The sequence below is a fragment of the Mycolicibacterium alvei genome, from assembly GCF_010727325.1.
In the GTDB taxonomy this organism is placed as follows: Bacteria; Actinomycetota; Actinomycetes; order Mycobacteriales; family Mycobacteriaceae; genus Mycobacterium; species Mycobacterium alvei.
In genome coordinates this window covers 4,489,378-4,502,475 of record NZ_AP022565.1, presented here as the reverse complement: position 1 = coordinate 4,502,475, position 13,098 = coordinate 4,489,378, and the positions used below count along the sequence as shown (strand labels likewise).

The window sequence follows — 13,098 nt, the reverse complement described above, 5'->3', positions numbered from 1 at the left end:
GATGGGGGGTCCAACCGAGACGCCGACGGTCTCCGAGCTGCTGGTCCCGCTGGTTGACGTCACTGATCGTGGTGTCTACCAAGAGGATTCGTTTGTCAGCTGGGCTGACCACATCGCCGCCGGCGCGCAACTCGCCGCGGCGCTGTGGGCACGGTTGGACCCCGCCAGACCCCCGCATGTCGGGGCGCTGCTGGGCAACACCACATTCTTCTCCAGCCTCCTGGTGGCTGCGGGCCTGAGCGGGTTGGTGCCCGTCGGGCTCAACCAGACCCGCCGCGGCGAGGCGCTGGCCCGCGATATCGGGCAGGCCGACTGTCAGCTGGTTCTGACCGACAATCCCGACGCCGTCCCACCCGGGGTGGATTTCATCGATGTCGAATCCGCCGAGTGGACAACCGAACTCACGTCGTACCGCAATACTCCGGTGACGTTCGCCGAGTTGTCGGCCGACGACCTGTTCATGCTCATCTTCACCTCGGGAACCAGTGGCGATCCCAAGGCGGTGCGGGTCACCCATGACAAGGTGGCGTTCCCCGGCCGGATGCTGGCCGACCGCTTCGGGCTCGGACCGGAGGACACCGTGTACCTGTCGATGCCGCTGTTCCATTCCAACGCCATCATGGCCGGGTGGGCCGTCGCGGCGGCGGCCGGTGCTTCGATTGCATTGCGGCGCAAATTCTCCGCATCCGGCTTCATGCCGGACATCCGGCGCTTCGGTGCCACCTATGCCAACTACGTCGGCAAGCCGTTGTCCTACATCCTGGCCACCGAGCCTGCGCCCGATGACGCCGACAACCCGTTGCGGATCCTGTATGGCAACGAGGGCTCACCGCGCGATCTGGGCCGGTTCGCCGAGCGGTTCGGTGTGACCGTGGTCGACGGATTCGGTTCCAGCGAGGGCGGTGTGGCGATCGCCCGCACCCCCGACACCCCCGAAGGAGCGCTGGGCCCGCTCACCGACCAGGTGGCGATCGTGGATGTGGATACCGGTGAACCGTGCCCGCCCGGGGTGGTCGGTGAGTTGGTGAACCCGACCGGCGCCGGGTGGTTCCGCGGCTACTACAACGATCCCGACGCCGAGGCGGAGCGGATGGCCGGCGGCATGTACCACACCGGCGATCTGGCCTACCTCGACGAGGACGGCTACGCGCACTTCGCCGGGCGGCTCGGCGACTGGATGCGGGTGGACGGCGAGAACCTCGGTACCGCACCGATCGAGCGCATCCTGTCGCGCTACCCCGACGTTGCCGAGGTGGCGGTGTATCCGATCCCGGACCCCGATGTGGGCGATCAGGTGATGGCCGCGCTGGTGCTGAGGGCGGGCACCCCGTTCGACGCCGACAGTTTCCGCACATTCCTGGCCGAGCAATCCGACCTCGGCCCCAAGCAGTGGCCGTCGTATGTGCGGGTCGGCCCCGGATTGCCGCGCACCGAGACGTTCAAGGTGATCAAGCGGCAGTTATCGGCCGAGGGCACCGAGTGCGCCGACCCGGTCTGGCCGATCTCCCGCTAACCCCAATACCGTTCAGTTAAGGGCGGTGATTCTGATATGCGGCGGATGCTCGGGTTGAGGCCAGTGTTGGTGCGCAGTCCTTTTGACGTGCCACCTGGGCATTTTGCGTTTGATCACGCGGGGTGCTGAGCGGGAGCGCCGTGCTGGGTTGAGTCGACCAAGGAGTCGGTGCACGAACGCGCGCCAGTGCCGGTCGGCTGATCGTCGCTGGTTAGGGGGAAAAAGCGCCCTGCTGGGCGACGGATTGACGGGCGATACGCAGTGCCGCGGTGAAACTGACCAGATCGGGGTCACGGCCGGCGTGCGCGGCGGCCTCGCCCATCAGTGATCGAATTGCATAGTGGCAGCACAGATATCCCCAGATCTCCTGCAGGACGAGATCTGGGGATTTCGAGCGCAACACCACCTTGGATCCACGTTGGTGGGTCTTGAGTTCGTCGAAGACGCTTTCGATCTCCCACCGTTGGGCATACGCGGTCGCCAGCACATCAGCAGGAGCTTCGGCGGGATCGAGCAAGGTCGTCATGAGTCGATAGACGGTGGGATTGTCGCGGCCATCATCAAGGGTGTAATCGATGACCCGCGCCAGCATCGGCTCGCTATGACGATCCTTGGACGCACGCAGATGCGCCAACCATGAACCGTCGGGCAGGTCTTCGACGTGTATCGGCGTCGGCCCGTTGCGTCCCGTGCTCACCCGCCACAGCAGGTCGCATCCGGTGTCAGAAGTATTGCGCCACAGAGCGTATGAAAAGAAACCGCGGTCGGCCAACAGCAGCATCCCCGGACTCAGCGCACCCCGTACACGCTCAACCATCGAGGCTTCAGAGTCCCGATAGGCGCCGATCGTGGCCGCAAAGATAGCGTGCGTACCGCACTCGGCGACAGCCAACAACCTCGCCTGCGGGAACGCCGACTTCTCGCCCTTGCTCACTGCGGGCCGACCGAAGAACTCGTCATTGACCGGGGTATCCGCCACATCAACGCACGTTCCGTCGATGGCGACCACTCGCCGCCGGGCCACCCACGTCCCTGGCGTATCAGGCCCACCCAACGGCTGAGCCACCCGCTCGAACAACGCCGCCAGCGGTGCCGATCCCAACCGCTCCCGAGCCTGAAAGATCGCCGACTTACCAGGCAACCGATACTGTTCGCGCCACCCCGATGCCCAGGCCAAACCATCAGTGAGCTGGGCCAACACATCCTCATACGAACCCTCGGAATACAGGCCCATCCCGATCGCGAAATAGGCCATCACCCGCGCCGGCAACGCACGATGACGCACCTGCATACGACCCGACGCCTCAATCACCTCATCGACCAACGCCGGCGGAAACACCCGCGTCAACACACCCACCGACACCAGATCCGACAACCGCCGATCCGACTCAGGCTTACGCCAACCCGCACGAGGCATGACTACAAACTACACCCTTGTAGTCTTAACTGAACGGTATTGCCGCTAACCCCGCACCACGCAGCGGGTGCCGCCGCTGTACACCGTCGGCATGCATTTCTGGCAGTGCACACACAATCCCGCCGTCGCCGAGCCATCGGCAAACCGGTTGACCAGAGCGGGATCTCGCAGCAGTGCCCGACCCATCGCGACGAACTCGAATCCCTCGTCCACGGCCGCCTCCACGGTGGCCAGCTCGTTGACGCCGCCCAGCAGGATCAGCGGCATGGTCAGCGCCGCACGGAACTGACGAGCCAGCGGCAGGAAGAACGCCTCTTCGAAGGGATAGGTCTTGAACAGCCGCGAGCCGAGTACTCGTAGACCCAGCCCCACCGCCTTCGGCTGGGAGGCGATGAACTCGTCGAGCGGGACCTCGCCGCGGAAGTAGTACATCGGGTTCTGCAGCGAGCTGCCGCCGGTCAGTTGCAGGGCGTCCAGATGGCCGTCGGCCTGCAGCAGTTTCGCGGTGGGCAGGCTGTCGGTCAGCCAGAAGCCGCGGCGCACACCGTCGTCCATGTTGAATTTCGCGGTCACCGCGATGGACCGGCCGACCTCGCCGCGGACCCGCTCGGCGACGCGGCGGGCCAGTTCTGCGCGTCCGGCGGTGCTGCCGCCGTATTTGTCGTGGCGTCTGTTCAGGCCGGGGCTGAAGAACGAGCTCAGCAGGTAGCCGTGGCCCATGTGGATCTCGACGGCGTCGAACCCCGCCTCGACCGCGTTGCGGGCGGCCACGCCGAATTGGTCGACCACGGTGTCGAGCTGTTCCGGTGTGGCCGCCTTCACCAACCCCATTGCCGGAGCACTGATCCGGGTGCTCGGGGCGAGCGAGGGCGCGCGGTTGGACAGCGTGTTGGCGACCAGACCCGCGTGCCCGATCTGGGCGCAGACCAGTGCCCCTTCCCGATGCACCGCGTCGGTGAGCCGCCCCAGCGCAGGCACCGCCTCGGCGTCGAGAACGACGGTGTCGCGATGCACCCGGCCGCCGGGCGAGATCGCACAGTAGGCGACGGTGGTCATCGCCGCGCCGCCGCGGGCCACCTCGGTGTGGAAGTCGACCACGTCATCGGTGACCTGGCCGCGGGGCATGACACCCTCGAACGTCGCGGCCTTGATGAACCTGTTCTTGAGGGTCAACGGCCCCAGGCGCATCGGCGTGAACGCTTTCGATACCATTGGCATCGAAATATGCTAACAGGCAGGTGGAGACGGATCATGCATATCGCAGTAACCGGGGGGACCGGCTATCTCGGAGCTCACACCGTTCGAGGCCTGCTGGAGGCGGGTCATCGCATCCGCCTGCTGGTCGCACCGGGTTGCACAGGCGACGAGGTGATCGGCCACCTCGCCACGCTCGGCGAGATGTCCGTGGTGGAGGGCGACATCCGCGACGGCGACACCGTCGGACGCCTGCTCGCGGGCTGCGACGCCCTGATCCACGCCGCCGGCATCGTCGGCACCGATCGCCGCCGCGAGCAGCTGATGTGGGAGATCAACGCGCACGCAGCAGAGGCCGTGCTGAACCGTGCCGTCGAAGCCGGGCTCGATCCCATCGTCTCGGTCAGCAGCTACAGCTCCCTGTTCCCGCCTCCCGACGGGGTGATCTCCGCCGACACCCCACCGGCGCCGGGCCGCAGCCCGTACGCACAGACCAAGGCCTACGCCGACCGGGTAGCCCGACGGCTGCAGGACGCCGGGGCCCCCGTCGTGGTCACCTACCCATCGAGCGTCGTGGGTCCGGCCTACTTCACCGCGGCCGGGGTCACCGAACGCGGCTGGGCACCGATCGCCAAGGCCGGTCTGGCGCCCCGGATGACCGGCGGCATGCAGATGATCGACGTGCGCGACGTCGCGCTGGTGCACGAGCGGCTGATGGCGCCCGGGCGCGGACCCAAGCGTTATGTCTGCGGCGGCGTGATGGTGTCGTTCAACGAGATGATCGATGTGCTGGAGCAGGGCCGGGGAAGCAAGATCCGCCGGATTCCGCTGCCGGGCGGCGCGTTCCGCGGCATCGGCTGGTTGTCCGACCTGGTCGGCGGGGTACTGCCGCTCGGCGACGGGATCAGCTACGAGGCCGCGCTGCTGCTCACCGCTGCCACCCCCACCGACGACAGGAGCACGCTCGCCGATCTGGCCATCGAGGCCTGGCGTTCGCCTCAGGCCGCCATGCTGGCGTCATTCGGCCGGTGACACCCCCAGTGCGCGGCTGAGCAGCCGCACCAACTGCTGTTGGAGTTCGGGCGAGTCGTCGTCGGTCGCCACCGTAGTCATGAACAACGCCGCCCCGGCTGCCATCGACAGGACAGCCTTCGCGTCCGATGCCGTCCCGTATCCCCTGGCCGCAAACATCTCGATCGCGGGCCCGCTGAACCCGTCCCACAGCGCCTTGCGCAGCGCGGTGTTTTCGCGCAGCGCCAGCAGCAGCCCGGGCACCGCTTCACTCACGTCGGAACGACTGAACAGCTGATGGCTCCCACGCACCACCCAGTCGATCCAGCCGGCCAGGTCGGTACCGGAAAACGGTGACATATCGGGTGATTCGCCGAGGATCGCGTGCAGCACCAGTTCGGCCTTCGACGACCAGCGCCGGTTGAGGCTGGACCTGCCCACCCCGCAGCGTGCTGCGACCAGCCGAACGCTCAGGTCGTCCCAACCGACCTCGACCAGCAGCTCACGCGTCGCCGCGAGCACCCGCTCGTCGATCGACGTGTCGCGTGGTCGCCCGGCCATTCCCCGATTCAACCCCATGGACAGGCTGCGCCTTGGTCGGACTGCCGGTACCGAGTAGGTTGGGCCTGACTGTTAGTTACTTGCCAGTAGGGAGTCCCCGATGCCCGCACCGTCCGCCGCCGACTTCGCCCGCCTGCGCGCGCTCGTCGCCATCGATGACGTCGATGCCCGGCAGTCCAAGCCCATCGACGAGGTGTTCACCGGCAAAGAGCTGACCACCATCCCGGTCGGCACCGCCGAGGATGTGACTGCGGCCTTCGCCAAGGCGCGCGCCGCCCAGGTGCAGTGGGCCAAGCGCCCGGTCAGGGAGCGCGCCGCCGTCATCAAGCGCTTCGGCGCCCTGCTGGCCCGCAATCGCGACTTCCTGATGGATGTGGCCCAGGCCGAGACGGGCAAAGCCCGCTCAGCCGCGCAAGAAGAGATCGTCGACATGATCTTGAACTCGAACTACTACGCGCGCGAGGCAGCCCGGCTGCTCTCGACGAAGCGGGTGCAGGGCCTGCTGCCCGGATTCGTCAAGACCGTGGTCAACCACCATCCCAAGGGCGTCATCGGCGTCATCTCGCCGTGGAATTACCCCATGACCCTGTCGATCTCGGATTCCATCCCGGCCCTGCTGGCCGGTAATGCCGTGGTGGTCAAGCCGGACAGCCAGACCCCGTACTGCACGTTGGCCAACGCCGAGCTGCTGTATCAGGCCGGTCTGCCACGCGATCTGTTCGCGGTGGTAACCGGACCGGGTTCGGTGGTCGGCACCGCGATCGTCGAGAACTGCGACTACATGATGTTCACCGGTTCGACGGCCACCGGGCGGGCCCTGGCCGAGCAGTGCGGCCGGCGGTTGATCGGCTTCTCCGCCGAACTCGGCGGCAAGAACCCGATGATCGTCACCAAGGGCGCCAACCTGAAGGTGGCCGCCAAGGCCGCCACCCGCGCCTGCTTCTCCAACGCCGGTCAGCTGTGCATCTCGATCGAGCGGATCTATGTCGAGCGGGATGTCGCCGACGAGTTCACCGCCAAGTTCGCCGAGCAGGTGCGCAACATGAACCTGTCCGCGGCCTACGACTTCACCGCCGATATGGGCAGCCTGATCTCCGAAGATCAGATCAAGACCGTGTCCGGTCACGTCGACGATGCGAAAGCCAAGGGCGCCAAGGTGATTGCCGGGGGTAATGCACGCCCTGACCTCGGCCCGCTGTTCTACGAGCCGACCGTGCTGACCGGCGTCACCGACGAGATGGAATGCGCCCGCAACGAGACCTTCGGCCCGCTGGTGTCGATCTACCCGGTCGATTCCGTCGCCGAGGCCATCGAGAAGGCCAACGACACCGAGTACGGCCTGAACGCCAGCGTGTGGGCCGGATCGAAGTCCGAAGGTGAGAAGATCGCCGCCCAGATCAGCTCCGGCACGGTCAATGTCGACGAAGGTTATGCCCTGGCGTTCGGCAGTACCGCGGCACCGATGGGCGGGATGAAGGCCTCCGGTGTCGGGCGCCGCCACGGCGCCGACGGAATCCTCAAGTACACCGAGTCACAGACCGTCTCCACCGCGCGGGTGATCAATCTCGACCCGCCGCTGGGGATTTCGCAGACGTTCTGGCAGAAGGCGCTCACCCCGATGATCCGGGCGCTGCAGAAGCTGCCCGGTCGCTAGGGCGCTGCCGCGACCAGAACGACATCGAGCGACGCGCTACGCGCAGACTCAGCTTCCGGCGATGCCGTTCAGGCGCTTGGTGGCCGCCTCGAAACCGCTCACCAGCTCCGCGATGATGTCGGCGGCCGGCCGGATCTCGTTCATCCGGCCCACGATCTGGCCCACCGGCATGGCGACCGCGGTCGGGTCGTCGGACAGGCTCATCCGCTGGTGCGCCTCGCCGACCAGGATGTTCTGCAGCGGCATCGGCAACGCTTCGGGTGCGCCCGGTGCGTCCCAGGCGTCGGTCCAGCGGCTCTTCAGGATCCGGGCGGGCTTGCCGGAGTAGATCTTTCGGCGCACCGTATCGGCGGAGGTGGCGTTCAGCAGGGCTTCCTGGATCACCGAGGCACCCGACTCACGACGCACGCCCAAGTCGTATTCGGCCGCCGTGAGGAACGCCGAACCCATCCACACACCCTGAGCACCGAGCGCCAGGGCGGCGGCCAGCTGGCGGCCGCTGCCGATCCCGCCGGCAGCGAGCACCGCGGCCTTCCCGTCGACGGCGTCGACGATTTCGGGCCACAGCACCACCGAGCCGATCTCACCGGTGTGCCCGCCGGCTTCGTGCCCCTGGGCGATCACGATGTCCACTCCGTTGGCGACATGGCTGAGCGCATGCTTGGCGCTACCGGCCAGCGCGGCCACCGGGACACCGGCCTCGTGAACCTGCTCGATGACGTCATTGGGCGGAGACCCCAGCGCGTTGGCGATCAGTTTGATCGGATGGCGCAACGCCACCTCGACGTGGCTTCGCGCCACCGAATGCAGCCAGCCCAGCACACCGGTGTTGTGCTCACCCTCCTCGGGGAGCGGCGGAACACCAAGATCAGCAAGGGTTTTCGCGACGAAGTCCCGGTGAGCCTGCGGGATCAGCTTGTCGATGTCGACGGCGCTGCCCTCGGTGGGGATCTTGTTGGGCATCACCACGTCGACGCCGTACGGCTTACCGTCGGTGTTGGCGTCCATCCAGGACAGCACGCTGTCCAACTCGTCGGGATCGTTGAACCGCACGCAACCCAGCACACCCAGACCGCCGGCCCGGGTGACCGCCGCAGCCACCTTCTCCGACGGGGTGAAGACGAAGATCGGGTATTCGACCCCGAACCGTTCGCTCAGGTCTGTCTTCACGACTTGGCTCCCGCGTGATTTGCGTGCACCTCGTCGGCGGCCCGCTCCTCGGTGGTGTCCTTGGCCCACCGGTAATCGGGCTTACCCGCGGGTGAGCGCTTGACCTCGTCGACCAGCCACAGGCTGCGGGGCACCTTGTAGCCGGCGATCTCGTTGCGCACGAACGCATCGAGATCGGCCAGCGTCGGACGCGCGCCTGCACGCGGCTGCACGACGGCGGCGACGTGCTGACCGAAACGCTCGTCGGGCACCCCGACCACGAGCGCGTCGAACACGTCCGGGTGCCCCTTCAGCGCGGCCTCGACCTCTTCGGGATAGATCTTCTCGCCACCGGAGTTGATCGACACCGAGCCGCGGCCCAGCATGGTCACGCTGCCGTCGGCCTCGACCTCGGCGTAGTCACCCGGAATGGCGTAGCGGACCCCGTGGAAGGTCCGGAAGGTCTCTGCGGTCTTCTTCTCGTCCTTGAAGTAGCCGACCGGGATGTGACCGCACTTGGCGATGATGCCGCGCACGCCCGAGCCCGGAACCACCTCGTTGCCGTCCTCGTCGAGCACCTTGGTGTTCCTGTCGATGGTCACCCGCGGACCGCCGGTGTGGCTCTGTCCCTTGGCCACCACGGAGGTACCGCCGAAACCGGTCTCCGAGGAGCCGATCGAGTCCGTGATGATCCGGTTGGGCAGCAGCTCGAGAAACTTCTCCTTGAGGCTGGTGGAGAACAGGGCTGCCGTGCTGGCCAGCAGGAACAGGCTCGACAGGTCGTATTCGTTCCCCGAGTCCTGTGCTGCCAGCAGCGCATCGAGCAGCGGCCGGGCCATCGCGTCGCCGGTGAAGAACAGCAGGTTGACCTTGTGCTCGTGGATCATCCGCCATACGGCGTCGGCGTCGAATTCCGGCATCAGCACCACGGTGTGGCCGGTGAACAACGCCATCCAGGTGGCCGACTGGGTCGCGCCGTGGATCATCGGTGGGATGGGCAGCCGGATCATCGGCGGGTTGGCGACGGCCTGCTTGGACAGGTCGTATTCGTCGGCGACGGGCTCGCCGGTGGCGAAGTCGGTGCCGCCGAACAACACCCGGTAGATGTCCTCGTGACGCCACATGACGCCCTTGGGGAATCCGGTGGTGCCGCCGGTGTAGAGCAGGTAGATGTCGTCCTCGCTGCGCGGGCCGAAGTCACGCTCGGGTGAGTGATCGGCGATCGCGGAGTAGAACTCGACGCCGCCGTACCGCTGGTAGTCGTCGTCCGACCCGTCTTCCACGACGAGGACGGTCTTGACGTTCGGGGTCTCCGGCAGGACGTTGTCCACCCGGTCGGCGTAACGGCGCTCATGGATCAGCGCGACCATGTCCGAATTCTCGAACAGGTACTTCAACTCGCCCTCGACGTAGCGGAAGTTGACGTTGACCAGGATCGCGCCGGCCTTCACGATGCCCAGCATCCCGATGACGATCTCGATGCGGTTGCGGCAGTAGAGGCCGACCTTGTCGTCCTTCTTGACGCCCTGGGCGATCAGGTAATGGGCCAGGCGGTTGGCCTTCTCCTCCAACTGCGCATAGGTCAGCTGTTCGTCGCCACAAATCAGGGCGACACGGTCAGGCACAGCATCGATGGCGTGCTCGGCAAGATCCGCAATATTCAGAGCCACAGAACCTAAACTAGAACGTGTTACATTTCGAGACAAGTCTGGGTGGAAAATGCAGAGGAGCTGGCACTCGTGAGCGAGACCGAAAAAGGGCCCGACGCCCTCATTGAGCAGCGCGGACACACGCTGATCCTGACGCTGAACCGGCCCGAGGCGCGCAACGCGCTTTCCACCGAGATGCTCTCGATCATGGTCGAAGCCTGGGACCGCGTCGACAACGATCCGGAGATCCGCACCTGCATCCTCACCGGCGCCGGCGGGTACTTCTGCGCGGGTATGGACCTCAAGGGCGCCACCAAGAAGCCGCCGGGCGATTCGTTCAAGGACGGCAGCTACGACCCGTCACGGATCGACGGTCTGCTCAAGGGCCGCCGGCTCACCAAGCCACTGATCGCCGCAGTCGAGGGCCCGGCCATCGCCGGCGGCACCGAGATCCTGCAGGGCACCGATATCCGCGTCGCCGGCGAGAGCGCCAAGTTCGGCATCTCCGAGGCCAAGTGGAGCCTGTACCCGATGGGCGGCTCGGCGGTGCGCCTGGTGCGTCAGATTCCCTACACCATCGCCTGCGACATGCTGCTGACCGGACGGCACATCACCGCCGCCCAGGCCCTGGAGTACGGCCTGATCGGTCACGTGGTACCCGACGGCACCGCGCTGGAGAAGGCCCTGGAGATCGCCGAGGTGATCAACAACAACGGGCCGCTGGCCGTGCAGGCGATCCTCAAGACCATCCGCGAGACCGAAGGCATGCACGAGAACGAGGCGTTCAAACCCGACACCGCCAACGGCATCCCGGTGTTCCTGTCCGCCGACGCCAAGGAAGGCCCGCTGGCCTTCAAGGAGAAGCGCGCGCCGGTGTTCCAGATGAAGTAGCCCCGAGGCAAAACTGAGGCCCTGCTCGACGATTCGAGCAGGGCCTCAGTGTCTTTCAGGCTCCCAGCGGCGCAGTGGGGGTGAAGACGACCGGCATGGTCTCGGGCCCGCTGACGAAGTTGGCCGGACGCAACGGCAGCGGGCTGTTGTCGGCCAGACGCAGGTCGGGCAGTCGGGTGAGCAACCGTTCGAGCATCAGCCGCAGCTCCAACCGGGCCAGCTGATTGCCCAGGCAGAAGTGCGTACCGAAACCGAAGGCCAAGTGGCTGTTGGGGTTTCGGTCGATCCGGAATTCATCGGGATTCTCGAAAACGGCTTCGTCGAAGTTGGCCGACTCGAACATCAGCATCATCTTCTCGCCGGCCTTCAGGTCGGTTCCGTGGAAGGTGGTGTCGGCGGTCAAGGTGCGGCACATGTTCTTCACCGGCGAGGTCCAGCGCAGCATCTCCTCGATGGCGCCGGGCAACAGGGACTGATCCGCCACCAGCGATTCCCACTGGTCCCGGTGGCGCAGCAGTTGCTCGGTCCCACCCGACAGCGTGTGCCGGGTGGTCTCGTCGCCACCGATCAGGATCAACAGCGTCTCCATGACGATCTCGTCGTCACTCATACGCTGGCCATCGACCTCGGCGTTGACCAGGATCGAGAACAGATCGTCGGTCGGCTCCGCGCGCCGCTTGGCGATCACCTCCATGGTGAAGGCGGTGTAGGAGGCGAACGTCTCCATCAGATTGGCGATGGCCGTCTCGTCCAGATGCGAGCTCAATCCGCAGACCAGATCGTCCGACCACTTCAGCAGCATGTCGCGTTCGGTGGGCAGCACTCCGAGCATGTCGCCGATCACCGCCATCGGCAGCGGCGCGGCGATGTCCCGGACGAAGTCGCATTCCCCGCGTTCGCACACCGCGTCGATCAGGGTGTCGCACAGGTTCACGATCGAGGGCACCTTGTCCATGACGCGCTTGCGCGTGAATCCGGCGTTGACCAGCTTGCGGCGCAACACATGTGCCGGATCGTCCATGTCGATCATGTAGGGCATGCCCGGTTGGTCGGGACGGATGCCGCCGGTGTTCGAGAACAGCTCGGGGTTACGTTCGGCGTCGAGCACAGCCGCGTAGGTGGTCGCGGCGGCCAACCCGTTGCGGTCGCGGAACACCGGCTCGTTGGCCCGCATCCAGCGGTAGGCCTCACGGGCTCCGCCGTCGGCATAGAAATTGCCGTCGGTGAGGTCGACATCGGGTTTGGTCAGGATATTGGTCACGAAATCTCCTTGGCGTCAGCGAACGTCATCTGCACATTTCGGGCCGAACTGGACAACAACGCCCGTTTGGGCAGGCCCAGGGCCGCGAGTTCTTCGGCGTACGGGTGGTCACCGAGCCGGATCCGGACCCCGCCCGGGCGGTAGCGCGCACCGGAAAGGCCGATCTGGCCTTCGGTTTCGCGTAGCACGCCGTCGAGGTGAGAGTAGGTGAACTGCACCCGAGGCTTGGCGGTGAATGCCGACGGAACCGGGATCCCCGGTTGGAAATCCATCTGCACCGCCAGTCGGCCGTCGATGCTGACATCGAACCCGAACGGACTACCGTCGCGGAAGGTGAAGTCCGCCAGGACTTTCGGATAGCCCCAGATCTGCCGGCCGGCTTGCAGCGTGAACTCGCCGTCGACCGGGAGGTGATGGATGAAGGCGCCCGCCGAGGCCAGGCCGCGCAGACCCGAGGCCTCCGATCCGGGCCGGTTCACCATGACGTTGGTGCCGTACTCCAAGTACCGGCCCAGATCACCGTCGATGTAGTGCATCAACATCACCACGACGAGCGCACGGCGCGGCCGGTATCGGTACACACGCAGGCCGCTGTAGTCGATCATGCGTTGCGCGGCATCTGCGTCCACGGAGAACACCGCCATATGCTGTTCAGCGGTACGGACCTGCACCGGCATTGTCACGACGGTGCCGAGCACATTGTGCCGCGAGGCGGATGTGGCGTCACTCACACCATTGAATCTAGACCCACTTGTAGACAGATTTCAAGAAGTGTCTACGCGAGACGCAAACCGAAGT

At 66.0% G+C, this 13,098-nt stretch carries 11 protein-coding genes; 4 read left to right on the top strand and 7 right to left on the bottom strand.

Annotated elements, in window-relative coordinates; genetic code table 11:
* The first annotated feature begins 1 nt into the window (after position 1).
* A complete protein-coding gene (gene fadD17, locus G6N44_RS21330; RefSeq protein WP_163667302.1) occupies positions 2 to 1,513 on the top strand; it encodes a long-chain-fatty-acid--CoA ligase FadD17 in 1,512 nt (503 codons plus the stop codon).
* 211 nt (positions 1,514 to 1,724) lie between these two features.
* Here the strand turns inward: fadD17 and G6N44_RS21325 are convergent, their stop codons facing one another.
* Together G6N44_RS21325 and G6N44_RS21320 are read right to left on the bottom strand one after the other, a co-directional pair.
* Positions 1,725 to 2,930 carry an IS4 family transposase gene (locus tag G6N44_RS21325; protein WP_163667300.1) on the bottom strand — a complete coding sequence of 402 codons (1,206 nt, stop codon included), beginning with the start codon at positions 2,928 to 2,930 and terminating at the stop codon, positions 1,725 to 1,727.
* A 45-nt stretch (positions 2,931 to 2,975) separates the two neighbouring features.
* Complete coding sequence (locus tag G6N44_RS21320) at positions 2,976 to 4,142, bottom strand: NADH:flavin oxidoreductase (protein WP_163670216.1); 1,167 nt, start codon at positions 4,140 to 4,142, stop codon at positions 2,976 to 2,978.
* A gap of 39 nt (positions 4,143 to 4,181) precedes the next feature.
* Here G6N44_RS21320 and G6N44_RS21315 point away from each other — a divergent pair, with 39 nt between their 5' ends.
* The gene (locus tag G6N44_RS21315) at positions 4,182 to 5,156 is read left to right on the top strand and encodes an NAD-dependent epimerase/dehydratase family protein (protein ID WP_163667298.1); all 975 of its coding nucleotides are present in this window, start codon (positions 4,182 to 4,184) and stop codon (positions 5,154 to 5,156) included.
* On the opposite strand, the gene G6N44_RS21310 is transcribed toward G6N44_RS21315, so the two are convergent.
* Positions 5,142 to 5,696, bottom strand: coding sequence for a helix-turn-helix domain-containing protein (locus G6N44_RS21310; protein WP_163667296.1), 555 nt, complete (start codon positions 5,694 to 5,696; stop codon positions 5,142 to 5,144). The genes G6N44_RS21315 and G6N44_RS21310 overlap by 15 nt on opposite strands.
* Before the next feature lie 100 nt (positions 5,697 to 5,796).
* Between G6N44_RS21310 and G6N44_RS21305 the strand changes: the two genes are divergently transcribed.
* The gene (locus tag G6N44_RS21305; RefSeq protein ID WP_163667293.1) at positions 5,797 to 7,350 is read left to right on the top strand and encodes a succinic semialdehyde dehydrogenase; all 1,554 of its coding nucleotides are present in this window, start codon (positions 5,797 to 5,799) and stop codon (positions 7,348 to 7,350) included.
* Between the two features lie 48 nt (positions 7,351 to 7,398).
* On the opposite strand, the gene G6N44_RS21300 is transcribed toward G6N44_RS21305, so the two are convergent.
* Entirely contained in the window at positions 7,399 to 8,520 is a 1,122-nt protein-coding gene (locus tag G6N44_RS21300) for an NAD(P)H-dependent flavin oxidoreductase (RefSeq protein ID WP_163667290.1), read from the bottom strand.
* Positions 8,517 to 10,169 (bottom strand): medium/long-chain-fatty-acid--CoA/3-oxocholest-4-en-26-oate--CoA ligase, encoded by a 1,653-nt coding sequence (locus G6N44_RS21295; protein WP_163667287.1) that lies wholly within the window; start codon positions 10,167 to 10,169, stop codon positions 8,517 to 8,519. The genes G6N44_RS21300 and G6N44_RS21295 overlap by 4 nt, the downstream gene beginning before the upstream one ends.
* 69 nt (positions 10,170 to 10,238) lie before the next feature.
* Here G6N44_RS21295 and G6N44_RS21290 point away from each other — a divergent pair, with 69 nt between their 5' ends.
* Complete coding sequence (locus G6N44_RS21290) at positions 10,239 to 11,039, top strand: crotonase/enoyl-CoA hydratase family protein (protein WP_163667284.1); 801 nt, start codon at positions 10,239 to 10,241, stop codon at positions 11,037 to 11,039.
* Between the two features lie 55 nt (positions 11,040 to 11,094).
* Here G6N44_RS21290 and G6N44_RS21285 read toward each other — a convergent pair whose 3' ends face one another.
* Together G6N44_RS21285 and G6N44_RS21280 are read right to left on the bottom strand one after the other, a co-directional pair.
* A complete protein-coding gene (locus G6N44_RS21285) occupies positions 11,095 to 12,300 on the bottom strand; it encodes a cytochrome P450 (RefSeq protein ID WP_163667281.1) in 1,206 nt (401 codons plus the stop codon).
* Positions 12,297 to 12,977: an acetoacetate decarboxylase family protein gene (locus G6N44_RS21280; protein WP_163670213.1), complete on the bottom strand. Its 681-nt coding sequence runs from the start codon at positions 12,975 to 12,977 to the stop codon at positions 12,297 to 12,299. The genes G6N44_RS21285 and G6N44_RS21280 overlap by 4 nt, the downstream gene beginning before the upstream one ends.
* Between the last annotated feature and the right edge of the window lie 121 nt (positions 12,978 to 13,098).